General features: G+C 51.0%; 19 protein-coding genes. All 19 read left to right on the top strand.

Annotated elements, in window-relative coordinates; translation table 11 throughout:
- The first annotated feature begins 1 nt into the window (after window position 1).
- The 19 genes from AC53GJ_RS08130 (at window position 2) to flhA (ending at window position 20,538) form a co-directional block, all read left to right on the top strand.
- Window positions 2-1,456: a sigma-54 dependent transcriptional regulator gene (locus AC53GJ_RS08130; protein WP_496732155.1), complete on the top strand. Its 1,455-nt coding sequence runs from the start codon at window positions 2-4 to the stop codon at window positions 1,454-1,456.
- A 167-nt stretch (window positions 1,457-1,623) separates the two neighbouring features.
- The gene (locus AC53GJ_RS08135) at window positions 1,624-2,964 is read left to right on the top strand and encodes a sensor histidine kinase (RefSeq protein WP_496732156.1); all 1,341 of its coding nucleotides are present in this window, start codon (window positions 1,624-1,626) and stop codon (window positions 2,962-2,964) included.
- Window positions 2,951-4,303, top strand: coding sequence for a sigma-54-dependent transcriptional regulator (locus tag AC53GJ_RS08140; protein ID WP_496732158.1), 1,353 nt, complete (start codon window positions 2,951-2,953; stop codon window positions 4,301-4,303). Before AC53GJ_RS08135 ends, AC53GJ_RS08140 begins: the two co-directional genes overlap by 14 nt.
- A 411-nt stretch (window positions 4,304-4,714) precedes the next feature.
- Window positions 4,715-5,050 carry a flagellar hook-basal body complex protein FliE gene (gene fliE, locus AC53GJ_RS08145; RefSeq protein WP_496732159.1) on the top strand — a complete coding sequence of 112 codons (336 nt, stop codon included), beginning with the start codon at window positions 4,715-4,717 and terminating at the stop codon, window positions 5,048-5,050.
- 14 nt (window positions 5,051-5,064) lie between these two features.
- Window positions 5,065-6,780, top strand: coding sequence for a flagellar basal-body MS-ring/collar protein FliF (fliF, locus tag AC53GJ_RS08150; RefSeq protein WP_496732161.1), 1,716 nt, complete (start codon window positions 5,065-5,067; stop codon window positions 6,778-6,780).
- Complete coding sequence (gene fliG / locus AC53GJ_RS08155) at window positions 6,773-7,804, top strand: flagellar motor switch protein FliG (RefSeq protein ID WP_496732162.1); 1,032 nt, start codon at window positions 6,773-6,775, stop codon at window positions 7,802-7,804. Before fliF ends, fliG begins: the two co-directional genes overlap by 8 nt.
- A gap of 66 nt (window positions 7,805-7,870) precedes the next feature.
- A complete protein-coding gene (fliH, locus tag AC53GJ_RS08160; RefSeq protein ID WP_496732164.1) occupies window positions 7,871-8,764 on the top strand; it encodes a flagellar assembly protein FliH in 894 nt (297 codons plus the stop codon).
- Window positions 8,765-8,806: 42 nt separating this feature from the next.
- Window positions 8,807-10,144, top strand: a complete 1,338-nt coding sequence (fliI, locus tag AC53GJ_RS08165; RefSeq protein WP_496732166.1) for a flagellar protein export ATPase FliI — start codon at window positions 8,807-8,809, stop codon at window positions 10,142-10,144.
- A gap of 2 nt (window positions 10,145-10,146) precedes the next feature.
- On the top strand, window positions 10,147-10,599 hold the full coding sequence (fliJ, locus tag AC53GJ_RS08170; RefSeq protein ID WP_496732167.1) for a flagellar export protein FliJ: 453 nt from the start codon (window positions 10,147-10,149) through the stop codon (window positions 10,597-10,599).
- A gap of 90 nt (window positions 10,600-10,689) precedes the next feature.
- The gene (locus AC53GJ_RS08175; protein ID WP_496732168.1) at window positions 10,690-12,648 is read left to right on the top strand and encodes a flagellar hook-length control protein FliK; all 1,959 of its coding nucleotides are present in this window, start codon (window positions 10,690-10,692) and stop codon (window positions 12,646-12,648) included.
- A gap of 104 nt (window positions 12,649-12,752) precedes the next feature.
- Window positions 12,753-13,307, top strand: a complete 555-nt coding sequence (fliL, locus tag AC53GJ_RS08180) for a flagellar basal body-associated protein FliL (protein WP_496732169.1) — start codon at window positions 12,753-12,755, stop codon at window positions 13,305-13,307.
- 30 nt (window positions 13,308-13,337) lie between these two features.
- Window positions 13,338-14,432 carry a flagellar motor switch protein FliM gene (gene fliM, locus AC53GJ_RS08185; protein ID WP_496732170.1) on the top strand — a complete coding sequence of 365 codons (1,095 nt, stop codon included), beginning with the start codon at window positions 13,338-13,340 and terminating at the stop codon, window positions 14,430-14,432.
- Window positions 14,432-14,821: a flagellar motor switch protein FliN gene (gene fliN / locus AC53GJ_RS08190; RefSeq protein ID WP_496732171.1), complete on the top strand. Its 390-nt coding sequence runs from the start codon at window positions 14,432-14,434 to the stop codon at window positions 14,819-14,821. Before fliM ends, fliN begins: the two co-directional genes overlap by 1 nt.
- Window positions 14,821-15,363, top strand: coding sequence for a flagellar biosynthetic protein FliO (gene fliO / locus AC53GJ_RS08195; protein ID WP_496732173.1), 543 nt, complete (start codon window positions 14,821-14,823; stop codon window positions 15,361-15,363). Before fliN ends, fliO begins: the two co-directional genes overlap by 1 nt.
- Before the next feature lie 9 nt (window positions 15,364-15,372).
- Window positions 15,373-16,116, top strand: coding sequence for a flagellar type III secretion system pore protein FliP (gene fliP, locus AC53GJ_RS08200; RefSeq protein ID WP_496732175.1), 744 nt, complete (start codon window positions 15,373-15,375; stop codon window positions 16,114-16,116).
- Between the two features lies 1 nt (window position 16,117).
- Window positions 16,118-16,387 carry a flagellar biosynthesis protein FliQ gene (gene fliQ / locus AC53GJ_RS08205; protein ID WP_496732176.1) on the top strand — a complete coding sequence of 90 codons (270 nt, stop codon included), beginning with the start codon at window positions 16,118-16,120 and terminating at the stop codon, window positions 16,385-16,387.
- 1 nt (window position 16,388) lies between these two features.
- Window positions 16,389-17,162 (top strand): flagellar biosynthetic protein FliR, encoded by a 774-nt coding sequence (gene fliR, locus AC53GJ_RS08210; RefSeq protein WP_496732177.1) that lies wholly within the window; start codon window positions 16,389-16,391, stop codon window positions 17,160-17,162.
- 12 nt (window positions 17,163-17,174) lie between these two features.
- Window positions 17,175-18,305 (top strand): flagellar biosynthesis protein FlhB, encoded by a 1,131-nt coding sequence (flhB, locus tag AC53GJ_RS08215; RefSeq protein ID WP_496732179.1) that lies wholly within the window; start codon window positions 17,175-17,177, stop codon window positions 18,303-18,305.
- Between the two features lie 124 nt (window positions 18,306-18,429).
- Window positions 18,430-20,538: a flagellar biosynthesis protein FlhA gene (gene flhA, locus AC53GJ_RS08220; protein WP_496732180.1), complete on the top strand. Its 2,109-nt coding sequence runs from the start codon at window positions 18,430-18,432 to the stop codon at window positions 20,536-20,538.
- The last annotated feature ends 1 nt before the right edge of the window (window position 20,539 follow it).

Here is a 20,539-nt window from a genome sequence, read left to right on the forward strand (position 1 = left end):
GATGTTATATATCCTTGATCAACAAGACCAACGCGCGCAGCGACTGAGCATAGTTCTGGGCTTTGTCAGTGAGTCACACCAGGTGGTCAGCCAAACCGAATTAATGCAAATTCTGGCGCTGGATGCAAAAACTGTGGTGCTGCTCGGTGCTTTGGTTGATCAACAACACGAAGCCATCATCAGCCAACATCCGGCGACTGCTTTTTTATTGCTTGGCGAAACCCTGAAACCACTGTTACATCACGCCAACGTGGTGGGTCTGCTGACCGAGCCTTTTGCTTATACCTCGTTAACCCAACATTTGCGTGATTGTCAGGAGTATCAACGCTTATTACCAGGCCAGCGGCTGCATGAACTGCAACATCGTTTTGTCGGTATGGTGGGTGCTTCGGCGCAGATGCAGCAAGTCAGATTCTTAATTCAACAGGTGGCCAGGACAGATGCGAACGTGCTGGTGCTGGGGGAATCCGGCACCGGCAAAGAAGTAGTGGCGCGCAATATCCATGTGTTATCCCATCGCTCTGAAGGGCCTTTTGTACCGATTAACTGTGGAGCTATTCCGGCGGAATTGTTGGAAAGTGAACTGTTTGGTCATGAAAAAGGCGCTTTTACCGGTGCTATTTCTACCCGCAAAGGTCGGTTTGAATTAGCACAAGGTGGCACCATTTTCCTCGATGAAATAGGCGACATGCCACTGCCAATGCAGGTGAAATTACTGCGGGTGTTGCAGGAGCGCACTTATGAACGGGTCGGCGGCAGTCAGCCGATCAAAGCCGATGTGCGTATTATCGCAGCGACCCACCGCCAATTAGAGCAAATGATTGCTGAAGGCCGTTTTCGGGAAGATTTATTTTACCGGTTAAATGTGTTTCCAATCGATACACCGGCGCTAAAAGAACGGGCAGAGGATTTACCGCTGTTGTTACAGGAACTCCAGCATAGGCTGGAGTTACAGGGACAAAACAGTATTAAGTTTACCGAACGGGCGGTCGAGAGTTTAAAACTGCATGCCTGGCCTGGTAACGTGCGGGAACTGGCCAATCTGGTGGAACGCCTGACTATTATGTATCCGCAGCAAGTGATTGATGTGGCTGAATTACCGCACAAATATCGGCACCTTGATGTCGACAGTTATGTGCCACACTATCCGGAATCCTTATTGGAGCGTGATGCGATCAATGAAATGTTCCAGAGCATGGCGGATGAGGATGACTCAAGCGATGAGCTGTTCAGTGCGCAAACAGGCACCGATTTACAGTTATTGCCTGATGATGGATTGGATCTGAAACAGTTTTTAGCAGAGCTGGAAATCTCCTTAATCAGCCAGGCGCTGGAGCGGCATGATTTTGTGGTGGCCAGAGCCGCCGATATTTTATGTCTGCGCCGTACCACCCTGGTGGAGAAAATGCGCAAATATAATCTGGCGCGCGATGAGTTCGATACCACAGACGAATAACTGCGACGGGAGCGGCTGATGAGCCGCACGCTTTATCTGACCCCCTTAACCGCTGAGTCAAAAAAATGGCAGTAAGAATGCTGCCTAACCATCAGATATTTAAGTATTTATTACTTGGCATAAATCCTGCTTTAACCCGTCAATCTGTTTGATTGACGGTGAACCTTATGTCCAGAGTTGCAACAATTTTTACCAGTGCAGTTGACGCTGTGCCAGCCAAGCCATTGTTTGAACTGGTTGCGGAGCCTGGCGCAGATTGGCGCTGCGCCGCAGAAATGCTGCCGCCCAAAGTTGCGACTGTGCTGAGTTGGCCTGGTCAACCGCAACCCGGACTGACTAAGGCTATCGCCGATATCAGTTTATCTGCTCCCTCAATCTTGTCAGTTCAGAAACAATCACCACAACTGCCTGATGCCACGGCTGAGCCGGTACAACATCAGCTGTTATGGTTGCAGCATTTATTGCAGGTGCTGCCAACAGGTGTGGTGGTGCTGGATTCACGCGGGCTGGTGCAACAAGCAAATCCGGTGGCGGTGGCGATGCTAGGTGAACCATTGACCGGGCAGCGCTGGCTGGACGTCATTACCCGCAGTTTTCGGCCGCGCAGCGATGATGGGATGGAAGTATCGTTACATGATGGTCGCCGGGTACAACTGGCGATTACGTCCTTGCACCCCCAGCCAGGTCAATTGATTGTACTGACAGATTTGACCGAGACCCGGCAGCTACAAAGCCGGCTGGCGCATCTGCAACGTTTATCAGCCCTTGGTAAAATGATGGCCTCACTGGCACATCAAATCCGCACGCCGTTATCCAGTGCCATGTTGTACGCGCAAAATCTGAAAAACCAGAAACTAGCACCAACTGCCCGGCTGCAGTTTCAGGATAAATTGTTGCACCGATTATTGGATCTGGAGCAGCAAGTGAATGATTTGCTGCTGTTTGCCCGCTCCGGACGGGAGCAGCAGGTGGCGGTGTTGTCGATGCAACAGTTGCTGACTGATGTCTACTGCGGGGTTGAACCGCTGGTGCAACAACAGGCCGGTGTGTTGCAACTGCAATTACCACAACCTGATCTGACGGTATTGGCCAATCACAGTGCTTTAACCGGAGCGCTGGGGAATTTAATCCAGAACGCTTTGCAACATGCCGGTCCAGGCGCGCAGATTTTACTGGCGGCCTTGCCCGATCCAGATGGCCAGCATATTCGACTGGTGGTGGAAGATCATGGTCCGGGTGTACCCGTACACTTGCAACAACAAATCTTCGAACCCTTTTTTACCACCCGCGCCAGTGGCACAGGCCTTGGCCTGGCTGTGGTACAGGCGGTTGCAAATTCACATCATGGCATTGCCCGTTGCATCAGCGCAGCAGGCGGCGGTGCCCGTTTTGAAATACTGCTGCCCGTTTGCCTTGTCGCAAGCGACAGCACCATGACGCAGGCACAGCATCATCCGGACCTGCATCACACTGACACTACAGAAGGAGCCCCACATGCAGCACACTAACATTATGGTGGTCGAAGATGACGCTGGCCTCCGTGAAGCACTGGTGGATACGCTGGAATTGGCACAGTATCAGGTCATTGCGGCAGAAAGCGCTGAGCAGGCATTGCAATTGCTCAAACAACACAAAATCCGCCTGGTGATCAGTGATGTCCAGATGGGTGGGGTATCCGGTATTGAATTGCTCAAGTCGATCAAACTGAATTATCCGCAGTTACCTGTGCTGATGATGACGGCTTATGCCACGGTGAACGATGCGGTGCAAGCGATCCGGCTTGGTGCCGTCGATTATCTGGCAAAACCCTTCGCGCCGGAAGTACTGGTGAATATGGTCAGTCGTTATGTGCCGGTGGAAACTGTCACGGCATTTGAGCCGATCGTGGCGGCACCTGTCAGTCAGCAGTTGGTGAAACTGGCGGCTAAAGTGGCGCGCTCTGACGCCAGCGTGATGGTACTTGGTCCCAGTGGTTCCGGCAAAGAAGTGCTGGCCCGTTATATTCATCAACAATCGCCTCGCCATGCCGGACCTTTTATTGCCATTAACTGCGCAGCAATTCCGGAGAATATGCTGGAGTCGACGTTGTTTGGTTATGAAAAAGGTGCGTTTACCGGCGCTATCGCCGCCTGTCCGGGTAAATTTGAACAAGCGCAACAAGGCACCATTTTGTTAGATGAAATCAGCGAAATGGACTTAAACCTGCAGGCTAAATTATTGCGGGTGTTGCAGGAGCGCGAAGTTGAACGGCTGGGTAGCCGTAAAACCATCAAACTGGATGTGCGGGTCATTGCAACCAGCAACCGCGATTTACGTCAAACGGTGCAACAAGGTTTGTTCCGGGAAGACTTATTTTACCGGCTGAATGTATTTCCACTGACCTGGCCAGCGCTGGCGCAGCGAAGTGCCGATATTCTGCCGCTGTGTCAGCATTTGCTGGAGCGGCATTGTCAGCAGCAGGGGGAAGCACTGCCGCTGCTGACCAGCGCTGCTGAGCGTAAACTGCTGGCGCATAACTGGCCCGGTAATGTGCGGGAGCTGGATAATGTGATGCAACGGGCGCTGATTGTGCACAGTGAGGGTGAAATCACTGCTGACGACATCTTGCTGGAAACCGGTCCAACGGACCAGGACTGGACGACACCGATAGCGGATGTAAATCTGGATCCGGACTTGAGCCTGTTTAAGTCCGAAGTGTACGAGCAGGAACACCGGATCATCCTGGAAACCATGAAAGCCTGCGCTTACAAACGCAAAGAAGTGGCGGAAAAGCTGGGCATCAGTGCCCGCACTTTGCGTTATAAACTCGCCAGGATGCGCGAGTCTGGTATTCAGTTACCGGCCTGACGCCAAGATAAGGCTTTTTTATTTAATTGATTTGTAAGCTTTATATTGTAGGTCGGGCTTGCCAAGAAATGCGACCGGCATAACCGGGGCAGTCCGACAATCATGATGGATAATTTTTCCACAAGCCATGTTGGACTGTCGCTGCGCGCCGAGTCCAACCTACGAAGGTTCAAACCCATCCATGTTGAGTATCTGGCAGTATTTCCTGGCAACGCACGTCGCACTTCGTGGTAACCCCGTCTTGTATTGCGTTAATCCTGTACTGCCACTCCGATAGGCGTCAGCTTTTTGACTCTGCTGCCAGATTAAAATTCATATATAACTAATTGAAAAATAACAAGTAAATCATGGCATGATTTGTGCTTTATTTTGTTATTCCGGCTTTCTAGCTGTTGTGACAGGTAAATACTCATGGATATCAAAGGCGCCGCGTTATTTCAGGAAATGCAGACTTTTGCCAAACAGGCCCGTAGCCTGAGCAATGACATGCCATCGCCCTCATCCCAGGTTGGCAATAGCAGCCAACAGGATTTTTCTGCCTTATTTAAGATGGCACTGGATAACGTCAATGGCCTGCAGCAAGACTCCAGCAAACTGGCAACTGCTGTTGAAATGGGCGATCCAAAAGTATCACTGGCACAAGCCATGATTGCCGGTCAAAAATCATCGATTGCCTTCGAAGCCACAGTCCAGGTGCGTAATAAACTGGTTGAAGCTTACAAAGAAGTCATGTCGATGCCGGTTTGAGGGAGGATTAATCTGTGGCTGAATCTACATCAACTGAACTGACCTTAAGTGGCAACGATTTTAACAATGCCACTGAAGATCAGACCCAACAAGAGCAGAAATCCGGTTTTCTCGGCGCTATGGGTGGCATGGACATTGTCCGCCAGCTCACGCTGATTGTCGCGCTGACGATTTGTATTGCTATCGCCATCCTGATCATCCTGTGGGCCCGCGAACCTGAATTGCGGCCACTGGGTACTTTTGAAACGGCGGAACTGATTCAGCATCTGGATTATCTGGATGGACAAAAAGTTGAGTATAAACTCGAAGGCAATGTCATTCTGGTGCCCGGAGATCAGTATCAGCAGATCAAATTGGGGTTAAGCCGGGCCGGATTACAAAAGTCGTCCAACAGCGGCGAAGATATACTGATGCAGGACAGTGGCTTTGGCGTGAGTCAGCGGCTGGAGATGGAAAGATTAAAACACAGCCGCGAGCAACAACTGGCCAGAACCATTGAAGAATTTCAAAGTGTGGCCAGAGCCAGAGTGTTGTTGGCTATTCCAAAAGAAAATATTTTTGCCCGTACCGAGAAATCGCCGTCGGCGACTGTGATGATCAGTGCTAAAGGCGGCAAATCTATTAAAGACAGTGAAGTGGATGCCATTGTCGATTTAGTTGCTTCCGCGGTGCAAGGGCTGGAACCGTCCAAAGTGACTGTGACTGACCAGAATGGCCGCTTGTTAAACAGCGGCTCACAAGATGCCAGTTCTGCCCGTTCAAAACGCGAGTATGAAATTGAGCAAAAACGGGAAGAAGAATACCGGCAGAAAATTGACTCTATTCTGATCCCGGTGCTTGGGATCGACAATTACACGGCTCAGGTCGACCTGCAAATGGATTTCACCACCCTGGAGCAGACGCAAAAACGTTTTAACCCGGACCTGCCGGCAGTGCGCAGTGAAATGACGCTGGAAGAAAATAGTGTCGGTGGCGGCTCGATGGGGATCCCTGGCGCGCTGTCAAATCAGCCACCGGTCGATTCAACTATCCCGGAAGTTGCCACTGGCGGCAATAGTAGTCCTATCGTGCCCGGTCGTAATAGCAAAGAGCAGACCCGCAATTACGAGCTGGATACCACCATCAGTCATTCGATGCAGCAATCTGGCGTGATCCGTCGTATCAGCGTGTCAGTGGCAGTCGACTATAAAGCTGGCGTGGCCGAAGGTGAACAGCCAGCAGTACCGGTGGCGCGCACCCAGGCCGAACTGCAGAACATCCGGCGGTTATTACAAGGGGGGATCGGTTTTGATGTGCAGCGTGGTGATACTATTGAAGTGGTGTCCGTACCTTTCACCCGCGAAGTACTGACAGAAGCCCGGGAAATTCCATTTTTCGAGCAACCCTGGTTCCTGGAAGTGGTCAGGTTAGCGGCCGCAGCGCTGGTGATTATCACCCTGATCCTGGCCGTGGTGAAACCAATGCTGAAGAAACTGATCTATCCTGAAGATACCAGTGACGCTTATGATGAAAATTCATTATCCCGTGGTCTGGACTTAGGTGATGATACCATTGATATGCTGTCAAAAGAGTTTGATGCGAAGTCGGTTGGCTTTGCGGCGGATGGCACCCTGATGTTGCCGGATCTGCATGGTGACGAAGATTTATTAAAAGCGGTACGCGCTTTAGTGGCGAACGAACCTGAATTATCCTCTCTGGTCGTGAAAAATTGGTTGGCTGAAGATGAGTAATGTTGATAACAAACCGGCCTTTGATGTCGGCAAATTAGATGGCGTCGAAAAAGCCGCCATTCTGCTGCTCAGTCTGTCAGAAGAGGATGCAGCCCAGATCTTAAAACATCTGGAACCAAAGCAGGTGCAGAAAGTGGGCATGGCGATGGCCTCGATTGAGGACCTGAACCAGGCGAAAATTTCCGCCGTGCACCGGCTGTTCATTGAGCAGATCCAGAATTTCAGTACCATCGGCTTCCAGAGCGAAGAATTTATCCGTCGTGCCTTAACTGCGGCTTTGGGTGAAGAAAAAGCCTCGAATCTGATTGACCAGATTATTCTGGGCGGCGGTGCCAAAGGTTTGGATTCGCTGAAGTGGATGGATTCGAAACAGGTGGCCAATATCATCCGTAACGAACACCCGCAGATCCAGACCATTGTATTGTCTTATCTGGAACCGGAGCAGTCGGCGGAGATTTTGTCACAATTCCCGGAAAAAGTTCGGTTGGATTTAACCATGCGCATCGCCAACCTGGAAGAAGTGCAACCGGCAGCCTTGCAAGAGCTGAACGAAATTATGGAGAAACAGTTTGCCGGTCAGGCTGGCGCGCAAGCTGCTAAAATGGGCGGCTTAAAAGCTGCTGCCGACATCATGAACTACCTCGATACCAATGTCGAAGGTCAGCTGATGGATTCGATCCGTGAGCATGATGAAGAAATGGCGCAACAAATCCAGGATCTGATGTTCGTGTTTGAAAACTTACTGGAAGTCGACGACCGCGCTATTCAGTCGATTTTGCGCGAAGTGCAGCAGGATGTGCTGATGAAAGCGCTCAAAGGTGCCGACGAAAACTTAAAAGAGAAGATCCTGAAAAATATGTCGAAACGGGCGGCCGAAATGCTGGCCGACGACCTCGAAGCGATGGGGCCGGTGCGCGTCAGCGAAGTGGAAACGGCGCAAAAAGAAATTCTGTCGACGGCACGACGGCTGGCCGATGCCGGCGAAATCATGCTGGGCGGCGGCGGCGGCGAAGATTTCCTCTAACATCGCTGAAAAAGGGCTGACGCAGTTGTTGTTGCCGTCAGCCGGTTAATTTCTGGAGTACGCAAGATGTCCGGCAATGCCTTTATGCCAAAACGCACCTTTCAACCGGAACCGGGAGTGATGGACTTGTTAAAAGACTGGCCAACCCCGGCGGGGCAAAATGAAGACAGCAACCAAATCACGGCGGGTGCGGCCCAACCTAGTGTGGTCCAACCTGGCGTTGAGGTACAGCATGAAACAGTGCGCACCAACGCTTTTTTTAAACCAAAATCAATGCCGGGCCAACGTCCGGCGAGTAAGCCGGATACACCAGAGTTAAAACCGCTGACAGCCGAAGATCTGGAAGAAATTCGCCAGGCAGGCTATGACGAGGGTTTTGCCGAAGGGAAAGAAGAAGGTTTTAGTCAGGGTTATCAGGAAGGTCGGGAACAAGGTTTACAAGATGGTACAGCCCAGGGCCAGGCCGAGGGTAAAAAACAGGGGCTGGCCGAAGGGGAAGGTTTGATCCGGGATCAACTGAGCCAACTACAGGCTCTGCTGGCGCAATTACAACAGCCACTGGCAAAAGTGGATCAGCAGGTGGAGCAGGCGTTACTGGAGCTGGCGCTCGCCATGGCGCAGGCGGTGATTGGTGTTGAGGTCACCACCAATCCGCAACTGATTTTGCAAAGCTTGCGTGAAGCTGTGGATGCCTTACCTTATCAGGCCGAAAATTTAATCATTAAATTACATCCGGCCGATTTAGCGGTGATAACCCAACACTACAGCAGCGATGAGCTGGCGCAGCGGCAGTGGCAACTGAGGGCTGAACCGGCCATGTCGCGCGGTGACTGCCGGGTTGAAACCAAAGAATCCAGTGTCGATCGCAGTTTAAAAACCAGATTACAGGCTTCGCTGGAGCACTTTTTGCAAGAGCCGGTGATATCGCCCGTGGCCGGTTTGCCAGCGTCAGAAAACTGACGCGCCTGCCAGCGAAGTCCGGGCCAACCTGATGGATGCAGTATGCAGAATCTGACACTGGCCGAACGGCTAAAATCACAGCAACAATTTATCAAGCTCAACCGCCCTGTGGTCGCCGGCCGCTTAGTCAGAGTAGTCGGCCTGACGCTGGAAGCCACCGGCTGCAGCGCAGCAATAGGCCAGACCTGTGAGGTAGAAACTGCTGGCGGCCTGTTACAGGCGGAAGTGGTTGGTTTTGCCCAGGACCGGATTTTTCTGATGCCCAAAGATGATGTCACAGGTGTCGTACCCGGTGCCAGGGTCACACCACTGGTGGACTACAAAGGCGTACCACTGAGTATGGCGTTGCTGGGCCGGGTCATTGACGGTGCCGGTAAACCGCTGGATGGTGGTGGTCCGGTGCTGGCGATGGAATACAGCCAGGGAAAAAAAACGCCCATCAATCCATTACAACGTAAACCTATCCGACAGCCGCTGGATGTCGGGGTGCGTGCCATCAACAGTATTATTACTGTCGGTAAGGGCCAGCGGATGGGGTTATTTGCCGGTTCCGGCGTTGGTAAATCAGTCTTGCTTGGTATGATGACCAGAGGCACTGCCGCTGATGTGATAGTCGTCGGGCTGGTGGGTGAGCGCGGCCGCGAGGTGAAAGAATTTATTGATGAAATTCTGGGCGAAGAAGGCCGCAAACGTTCGGTGGTGGTCGCAGCACCAGCTGATGTGTCACCGCTGATGCGATTAAAAGGTTGCGAAACCGCGGTACAAATTGCCGAATATTTTCGGGATCAGGGCCTGGATGTGTTGTTACTGCTTGATTCTATTACCCGTTATGCCCAGGCGCAGCGCGAAATTGCTTTGGCAGTGGGAGAGCCTCCTGCCACTAAAGGCTATCCACCCTCAGTGTTTGCCAAACTTCCGGCACTGGTAGAGCGGGCTGGTAACGGTGCTGAAGGCCAGGGCTCTATTACGGCGTTTTATACGGTGTTGTCCGAAGGCGACGATTTGCAGGATCCGATTGCTGACGCCTCGCGGGCAATTTTGGATGGTCATATCGTGTTATCCCGCCATTTAGCCGACAGTGGTCATTTTCCGGCCATTGATATCGAAAAATCCATCAGTCGGGTGATGCCGGCTGTGACCAGCCCGGAACATCAGGCCTTAGCAAGGGTGATTAAGCAGATGTATGCCAGTTATAGCCAGAGTAAAGATTTGATCGCCATCGGCGCTTATGTCCGCGGCTCTGATCCGATGCTTGATAGCGCAATGCAACTGATGCCAAAAATTAATAAATTCCTGCAACAGGGGATGACGGAAGTGATCCCTTACGATGACAGTCTGACCGCACTGGCGCAGCTGATCCCAGCTGGCCGAGGATTCTGAAGATGGCACTGGCACAATTACAGTTACTGGCCAAAGTACAGCTGGAAAAAGAAGAAAAACTACAGGCGCAATATCTGCAGGCCTTACAGTTTGCCAATAACGCGCAGCAAAAATATCAGGGGCTGGCCAACTACCGCACCGATTATATCCGCCAATGTCAGGAACGGGGCGCGCAGGGGGTACAAAGCCGGCAATTTAACCAGTACCTGAATTTTATTACCAAGCTCGACCAAGCGTTGACACAGCAGAATATGCAGGTACAGCAGGCACGGGAAGTGACGGAAAAACGTCGGGTGGCCTGGGTACTGATGCAACGCAAACGTAAAGCGATGGAACTGTTGATTGAGAAAGAATTGCTGGCGATCCGGCTGCGGGCAGATAAAGTTGAGCAAAAAATGCTGGACGAAATTGCCACCCAACAGTATTTCCGCCGTCTGCAGGCAGGATCATACTAATGGCACAGCTTTTGCTGTTTATTCACGATTCAACAAAAGACCACCAGGCGTGGCCGTGAGTGCAGGACCGAGGGCGAGATGAGTGTAGATATGCAGTTTTTTATGTTAAATGCTGAAACATCTGTTGCGACAGGCAAAAAATCTGATGCTGCGTCCTTGTCTATGCAGGAAGAGAGCGGATTTGCCAGTGTATTTGCCGACGAAATGGCAGAGCAGTTGGCGGGCCCATCGGCAGGACCATCGGTGGAAGCTTCGGTGAAACCCTCTGCCACTCCACAGGCGGGGCAGGAAATTGCCGCTACAGTGGATGTTGCTGCATTAGTGCGGCAAAAGGTCAATGTCGCAGATGCAGGAAAAACCCCGGAACTCTTGCCAGTGGCACCTGCAAAACCGGCAACGGCGTCGGCGACTGAAGCCGTGCCATCTGATGCACAGCTCCTTCAGTTAGCCTTGATTCAGTCCCAGTCAGATGGCCAAAGCAGCACAGTGACAGCACCGCTATTGCCTGAAGCCGGTCAGGTCGCCAACAGCACTGATCCGGCATTGGCTGCTGTGGACTCCCCCTGGTTAGCATTAATTTCAGCGGCGGAACAATATTCGGCAACCTTGACGCAGGCGGAGGGTAAAACCGCTGCCAACCCTCAGAGTGCAGCAGAGCAGCTATCCGCCGAAAAGTCCGATAGCAGTCTGCAAACTGGCATTGCCTTCAATGCTGAGGCCAAAACGCAGGCGGAGCAAAACAGTCCAGTGCTGGCCGGGTTAGTACCGGCAGCCGCGGAGTCAACGCCAGCCGAAGCTCTGGCCGCGACGGCAGATCTGAAGTTAGCGCTGGCAGCAAAAGGTACTGACAGCAGCGCTGCCGTCGCCGCACCTCAATCAGAGCGAGCTGCAGCGTCACCAACTGCGACCACGCCGGATGCGAAGTCACCACCTGAGCTGATAGTGTCAAACGGCGCTGCGCCAGTCGAGAAAGTTCAGAATGCAGTGCCAAATGCTACAGCCCAGCAGATGCCGGCATCACAACCTGAGACAACGCTGGCAGCACAAAGCGCCGAAACAGAGCTGTCGACGGTAACAACTCAAGCCGACAACACAGTAACTGAGCCGCAGGCAGTTGTTCAGTTGGCAGAAAAAACGCTATTGAACGATAAAGCTGTGCCGAGCCGGATTGAGGCTGCAGTGACTACACCACAGCAATTCGTCCAGCAAAACAGTCAGACAGTGGCAGAAAGCGCGCTGCAAACTGAAGTGGTGCTCAACGCAGAGCGGCAACCCACGGCTGCGCCGGTACAACAGGCCATGACCAGTGCCGCTCAGTTAAGCTTTGCTGATCACCAAAAAGCGGCGAATGCTGCTGATGCGCTGAGCAAACAACAACAATTTAAAGCAGAACAAGCCACTGGCGCTGAAGCTGTATCAGCACAAAGCGGCCAGCAGTCAGTGCGTAGTGATGCCTTCAGTGCAGCTTCGACCAACGTATTACCAGAGCAGCAGTTCCAGAGTCTGGCGGCGAGCGCTGGTGATAAATCCCAGCTATTAACGCCGGCACAACAAACGCAAAGTCCGGCGCTGGCAACCCAACAGAGCAGTGCCGCCAGTCAAACCGCAGCGTTAAAAACGGCGGAAGCGCAGTTGCCAACGCTGTATTTACAAGAACCGCAAGCCGCCGCGCAACTGAAAGATCGGGTGATGTATCAGGTGCAACAAAAAATCCAGAGCGCAGAAATCCGTTTAGCGCCGGAAGAACTTGGCTCAGTGCAAATCAAAGTGAATTTGCAGCAGGATCAATTGTCGGTGCAATTTGTGGTGCAGCAGGCGCAGGCAAAAGAAGCATTAGAACAACAAATGCCAAGGTTAAGAGAATTGTTGCAGCAACAAGGCGTTGAGTTGACGGACAGTCAGGTCTCACAACAGCAGCAACAACAGCAAGGCGAAAAACAAGCCAAAGCAGGCTCCCGGCAATTGACCAATACCGAGCTGGTTGATGAAGCTTTACCGCAGCAGGTGACCATCCGCAGTTCAGATCGGATGGTGGATTATTACGCCTGAGACTGATGTTACGCTGGTAAATCCAGCAGTTGATGTCATGATGATTGCGTTTGCCGGGATATGCGGTAAATAATAGAAAAATTGCCGTCTTAACCGGAGTGGATATGGCTGGGGAAAAAGAACTCGAAATCGCCGATGGCGGTGGGAAAAAGAAAAAAATCATCATCATTGCAGCAGCAGCTGTGTTGTTGCTGGGGGGCGGTGCAGGTTACTTTTTATTAAGTGGCGGTGAAGAACCGCCACCGGCAGCAGATGCAGCCGTTACACCGGCGGATGGTGCCGCGGCGGCTGCACCCGCAGCCACTGAAGCACCAGCCGATGCTGCTGCGGCTCAGGTTGGTACTGCGCTTTATGTGTCGATGCCAAGACCTTTTGTGTTTAATGTGCCAGGCGCTGCTCGTGACCGCTTAGTTCAGATCAAGGTGCAATTGCTGGTACGCGGTCAGAATAATGAAGAAACCGCCAAACAGCATATTCCGCTGATCGAAAGCACCATGTTGCGGACTTTCAGTAAAGGCAACGCCGATGATCTGGTGACTGCAGCCGGCAAAGACAGTTTAAAAGCGGCCGCACTGAAAGACGTGCAGGATGCCCTGATTGGGGTCGCCGGTTCGATGGTGGTAGAAGAAGTGTTATTTACCGGATTTGTGATGCAATAAGTCTGTGCAGACAAGCAGAGGGTTAACCAGTTGACTGATTTACTGTCACAAGACGAAATTGATGCGCTATTACATGGTGTTGATGACGTCGAAGAAGAAGAGATAGAAGACAGTTCCGGTGCCGGCGGACGTTCGGCATTTGAATATGACTTTTCTTCGCAGGACCGTATTGTCCGGGGTCGGATGCCGACGCTGGAGATGGTCAACGAACGTTTTGCCCGCCATATGCGCATCAGCTTGTTTAATATGATGCGCCGCACCGCTGAAGTCTCGATCAACGGTGTACAGATGATTAAGTTTGGTGAATATGTTCATACCTTGTTTGTCCCCACCAGTTTGAACATGGTCAGGTTCAGACCACTGAAGGGCACCGGCCTCATCACCATGGAAGCGCGACTGGTGTTTATCCTGGTGGATAACTTTTTTGGCGGCGATGGGCGTTATCACGCCAAAATTGAAGGCCGGGAATTTACTCCGACTGAACGTCGGATTATTCAAATGCTGCTCAAGCTTATCTTTGAAGATTACAAAGAAGCCTGGGCACCGGTGATGGACGTTTCCTTCGAATATCTCGACAGCGAAGTCAACCCGGCGATGGCCAACATCGTCAGCCCGACTGAAGTGGTGGTCATCAGCTCATTCCATATTGAACTGGATGGTGGTGGTGGCGATTTCCACGTCGCTTTGCCTTATTCAATGCTGGAGCCGATCCGTGAATTGCTTGATGCCGGTGTGCAAAGTGATAAAGAAGATACCGATCTGCGTTGGAGTAAGGCGCTCAGAGATGAAATCATGGATGTCAAAGTCAATTTGACCACCAAAATGATGGATGTGGATTTGACGCTGGAACAAGTAATGAATTTACAGGCGGGCGATATTATTCCGATTGAAGTGCCTGAGCATATCACGGTGCTGATTGAAGATTTGCCCACTTACCGCGCCAAAATGGGCCGTTCGCGTGACAATGTGGCACTGAAAATTATCGAAAAAATTAAAAGGCCGGAATCGGTTAAATCAGAGATGCATGTATTTACCAAAGGGGGGCGTCGGCTGGACAGTGACGCCGACATCAGTGAATTAGAAGCAGATTTGATTTTATCTGAACGTTTAGAGGAAAAATGGTAATGGCTGATGATAAAGATACGATGGACGAGTGGGCAGCCGCTTTAGCAGAGGCTGAAGGTGGTGATGGCGCTCAAGCTGTTGAATTAGAAGAGTTACAGGAAGACCGATCGACCATTAGCGCCGATGAAAAACGCAAACTGGAAACTATTCTGGATATTCCGGTGACCATTTCAATGGAAGTGGGCCGGGCCAAAATCAGTATCCGTAATCTGCTGCAGTTGAATCAGGGTTCAGTGGTGGAATTAGAGCGGGTGGCTGGTGAACCACTGGATGTGCTGGTGAACGGTACTTTAATTGCCCATGGTGAAGTGGTGGTGGTGAACGATAAATTTGGTATTCGTCTGACCGACGTCATCAGCCAGATTGAACGGATTAAGAAGTTACGCTAATGGGGTTATTTGGTTTGGTGAAGCAGTGTTCCGCTCTGGTCTTGTTCAGTATGCTGTTGCTCAGTATGCCGGTTGCCTCTGGTGAGGCTGCGGCAACTGAGCAAGCAACCGCAGCACCTGTCACAACAACACCAGCAGCGGCGTCAACGACAACAGAACAGGCCAACGCGGCCAAAGAACCGGTTGCCACAGTGCCAGTCACAGCGGCCAAAGGCGTTGAACAACCCAGAGCCAATGCCTTACCAGGTGCCGGTCAGATTGTCATTTCTTTGGCGCTGGTGGTGGCGTTAGTGTTGTTACTGGCCTTTTTCTATAAAAAAATGCAGCTGAAGTTACCTGGCAATAAACATTTTCGCATTATTGCGACGCTAAATATTGGTCAGCGTGAACGACTGTTAGTTATTGAAATGCAAGGAAAACAGAGGGTTTTAGGTGTCACGGCTCAACAAATAAATTTCCTGTTTGATCTCGAAACTCCCCTCCCTGAAGAAAAGTTGGCATCAGATTTTCATACGCAGTTACAATCGTTCCTGAAAAAATAGAAAAATGCCATGCTCCGATTGTTGTTTGTACTGCTGGTGCTGCTAAGCCCGGCAGTGTTGGCTGATAACTCCGGCCTGTCTGCGTTACAAGTCACCACCAACCCTGACGGTACCCAGGAATACAGTGTGACCCTGCAAGTGCTGGCGATGATGACAGCACTGAGCTTTTTGCCTGCCATGCTGATCATGATGACCTGTTTTACCCGCATTATTATCGTACTGGCTATTTTGCGTCAGGCGATAGGTTTAATGCAAAGTCCGTCTAACCAGGTACTGATTGGCATCACCTTGTTTATGACGTTTTTTATCATGGCGCCGGTGTTTAAACAGGTCAATGACACTGCGATTCAACCTTATTTAAAAGAAGATATCACCTCGTTACAGGCTTTTGATACGGCGATAGTGCCAATGAAAGCTTTTATGCTGCAACAAACCCGGGTGAAGGATTTGGAAACCTTTGCTGATATTGCCGGCCACCCGCAAGTGGCGCAACACAGCGATTATCCAATCACCATTGTGATCCCGGCTTTTGTCACCAGTGAGCTCAAAACCGCTTTTCAGATTGGTTTTATGATTTTTATTCCGTTTTTAATCATCGATTTGGTCGTGGCCAGTGTGCTGATGGCCATGGGGATGATGATGTTATCCCCGATGATAGTGTCGCTGCCGTTTAAACTGATGATGTTTGTGTTGGTGGACGGTTGGTTGTTAGTGATGGGCAGTCTGGCCACCAGTTATGGGGTAGGGACTTAACATGACACCTGAAGTTTATGTTGATGTGCTCAATAATGCGCTTTACCTGGTGATCCTGATGGTTGGGGTCATTATTGTGCCGTCATTGGTCGTGGGGTTACTGGTGGCGATATTTCAGGCCGCAACCTCCATTAACGAACAAACTTTGAGTTTTTTACCGCGTTTGATTGTGACCTTGCTGGCGCTGATTTATGGTGGCCACTGGATGACGCAAACCCTGATGGATTACACCATTGGGCTCTACCTCAGTATTCCGACTGTGGTGAGTTAAGATGGAATTCCCGCTATCCATTCTGCTACAGGGTATTGCCGACTTTCTGCTGCCGCTGACCCGCATTGCTGCCATGTTTGCGCTGATGGCCGGTGTTGGCGCAAAAACAGTGCCGGTGCGGATCAAAATGGGGTTGGCGGTGATATTTACCTTGCTGATTATGCCGGTGATCCCACCGGTGAAAGATGTCAATTTAATGTCTTTTAATACCGTGATCCAGGTCCTGCAGCAGATGATTATCGGCCTGGCTATTGGTTTTATTTCGATGATGTTTATCAATACCTTTATTCAGGCCGGACAAATTCTGGCAACTCAGACTGGTTTGGCCTTTGCTTCGATGATTGACCCATCCAGTGGCGTCAGCGTGCCAGCGATTGGTCAGTTTTATCTGATCCTGGCTACTTTGCTGTTTTGGGTCATGGATGGTCATCTGGTGATGTTTCAGATGGTGGTCTTTAGTTTTACTTCCTTACCAATTGATGGTGGCTGGTGGGATGTCTCCCATTACTGGACTATTGCTGAATTTGGTTTGTGGATTTTTTCGGCGTCGCTGGCGATTGTGCTGGCACCGGTCACGGCCATGCTGGTGGTGAATCTGGCTTTGGGTGTGATGACGAAAGCTGCGCCGCAGTTAAATATTTTCTCGATAGGTTTTCCAATTACCATGTTGTCAGGCCTGATCATTATGTGGCTGACGATGGATACCTTCGCTTATCACTTTAACCTGCAATGGCAGCACGGTATTGAATATACCTGCAAGCTGATTGGTTGCTAGAAGGAGACGCTGATGGCTGCCGACAGCGATATGGAAAAGACCGAAGACCCCACGAGTAAAAAACTCAGTGAGGCGGCGGAAAAAGGCAATATAGCCCGCTCCAAAGAGTTGGCAACAGCACTGGTGCTGCTCGGCAGCAGTATTGGTATCCTGGTGTTTGGTCAGGAGCTGGCGCGAACCGTACTGCTGGTTTGTAAAAGATTGTTGTCGATGAACGGCAAAGATATTTTTGACCCTAATTCGATGTTTACCGCCATGAGCGCCTCCCTGAGTGCACTGACCCCGCCGATGCTGAAATTATTTGCGCTGATCCTGATCGCCGGTGTCATTGGCAATACCTTACTCGGTGGTTTTAACTTCACCTGGTATGGCGCCAGTTTTCGCGCCTCCAAGCTAAATCCGATGTCAGGATTAAAACGGATGTTTGGTACTCAGGCGCTGATGGAACTGTTGAAAAGTGTGCTCAAAGTGGTGGTCATCGGTGGATTGGCTTATGTGCTGCTACAGATGTTTTTTCAGGACATTATGGCGTTGTCGATGATGAGCACACCGGATGATATCGCGGCAGCGATGTACTTGCTGTGCTGGTTGTTTTTTGGGCTCTGTGCCAGCATGCTGGTGATTGCGGCCGTCGATGCCCCTTTTCAGAGCTGGAATCATCACAAACAGCTGAAAATGACCAAGCAGGAAGTGAAAGACGAATACAAAAACTCGGAAGGTAACCCAGAAATTAAAGGCCGGATCCGCAGTTTGCAAATTCAGATGTCCAGACGACGGATGATGGAGGCGGTGCCAAAAGCGGATGTAGTCGTCACTAACCCTACGCACTATTCGGTGGCGCTGAAATATGAACATGGTAAATTCCGCGCCCCTGTAGTGGTGGCTAAAGGCGTTGATGATGTAGCGATGTACATCCGGCAAATCGCCGAGGCCAACAAAGTGCCTATTGTGCAGTCACCGGCACTGGCGAGATCGATTTATTTTACGACTGAGCTTGATCATCCTATTCCAGAGCAATTGTTTGCTGCTGTGGCCCAGGTGCTGGCCTATGTCTATCAACTGAAAGTCTATCAGCGTGGTAAAGGTCAGCGGCCAAAAGCGCTCGCCAAAGAGTTGCCTATTCCGGAAGGTTTCCGTCACTAACAGTGAAGCGCGCAATGCCTGTGCGCTTCAATGTTATTCCCACCCTTTATTGTCTGCTAAATTGCCATTGTGGAACGTTTTTTGCCTTAGAGGCGTAGAGCGTCAATTTTTTAACGGGTAATTTATGCAGCTTCCCAAGGCAATCCAAGGCTTTGACCGCAGCCATCTGGTTCATTTAAAAGGCTTTGCCACACCGTTGGTGATTATGGCTGCGCTGGCAATGGTGGTGTTGCCAATGCCGCCTTTGCTGCTGGACATGCTGTTTTCTTTTAATATTGCACTGGCACTGGTGGTACTGCTGGTGACGATTTATGTAAAAAAACCGCTGGAATTTGCCATTTTTCCCTCAGTGTTACTGGTCGCGACAATTTTACGGTTAGCCCTGAACGTCGCCAGTACCAGGGTGGTGCTACTGGAAGGACATAACGGGCCAGGCGCAGCTGGTGCTGTGATTGAATCTTTTGGCCACGTGGTGATCGGCGGTAATTTTGCCGTTGGTATCGTGGTGTTCCTGATCCTGATTATTATCAACTTTGTGGTGATTACCAAAGGTGCCGGCCGGATTGCAGAAGTGACCGCACGTTTTACCCTGGATGCGATGCCGGGTAAACAAATGGCGATTGATGCCGACTTAAACTCCGGTTTTATTGACCAGGATCAGGCGCGAAAAAGACGGGAAGAAGTAACGTCGGAAGCGGATTTTTACGGTTCGATGGATGGTGCTACCAAGTTTGTCAAAGGGGATGCCATTGCCGGTTTAGTGATTGTGGCGATTAACCTGATCGGAGGTTTGTTTATCGGCATGATCCAACACGATTTACCTTTTAGTCAGTCGCTGGAAATTTACACTATTCTGACCATCGGTGATGGTCTGGTTGCACAAATCCCTGGTCTGTTGTTGTCCATCGGTACCGCCATCATTGTGACCCGGCAAAATAAAGATGCCGATATGGGTAAACAAATGTCTGGCCAATTGGGCAATGTCAAAGTGCTGGTGGTGGCAGCGACGCTGTTATTTATTATGGGCATAGTGCCCGGCATGCCGCATGTCGCATTTCTGACGCTGGCCGCCGTGGTCGGTGGTGCCGCTTATTACATTCACTATCAGCAACAAAATCCATCTAAGGCACAGCAAGATGGCAAATCAGAATTGTTGCCAACCGCCGGGGCTGAAACCTCAGTGCAAAAAGAAATCAGCTGGGACGATGTGCAGGGTGTCGACACTATTGGTCTGGAAGTTGGCTACCGCTTAATACCGCTGGTGGATAAATCGCAAGGTGGTGAATTATTAGCCCGGATCAAAGGGGTACGGAAAAAATTATCGCAGGAGCTCGGTTTTTTAATTCCGGCAGTGCATATTCGCGACAACCTTGACTTGGAACCAAACACCTATCGGGTGACGTTGATGGGGGTGACCAGTGGCAATGCCGAGTTACGGCATGACAATGAGCTGGCGATTAACCCGGGTCAGGTGTTTGGTACCTTAAAAGGCATTGCCACTAAAGATCCGGCTTTTGGTCTGGACGCCGTCTGGATCCCGAAAAATCAGCGTGAACATGCGCAAACGCTTGGTTATACCGTGGTTGATGCTGCGACAGTGGTGGCCACACATCTGAGTCAGATCCTCAGTAATCATGCCGCCAGTCTGCTCGGCCATGAAGAAGTGCAAAATTTATTGGATATGCTGGCGAAGACTTCGCCCAAACTGGTAGAAGCGTTAGTGCCTGATACGCTGCCGCTGACGGCTGTGGTGAAAGTACTGCAAAACCTGTTACATGAAGGGGTGCCAATCCGCGATATGCGCACAGTGGTGCAAACGCTGGTGGACTATGGCGCCCGCAGTCAGGACATTGATGTGTTAACTGCGGCTTGCCGGATTGCCCTGCGTCGCCTGATCGTGCAGGAAGTGGCGGGTTCAGCGGACGAAATCGCGGTGATGACTTTTGCGCCTGAGCTGGAACAAATGCTCCATCAATCGATGCAAGCCGCTGGTAACGATGGTTCTGGCATTGAACCAGGCCTGGCAGAACGGATCCAGCAATCGCTACGGGATGCCAGTCAGCAGCAGGAACTAAGCGGCGAACCTGCGGTATTACTGACTTCCGGCATTTTACGCGCAGTGATGGCACGATTCGTGAAATACACTATTCCAGGACTGCGGGTATTGTCCTATCAGGAAATCCCGGATGACAAACAAGTACGGATTGTCAGTGTGGTAGGGCAGGCAAGTTAGG

This window comes from Rheinheimera sp. B2H12 (assembly GCF_059620065.1).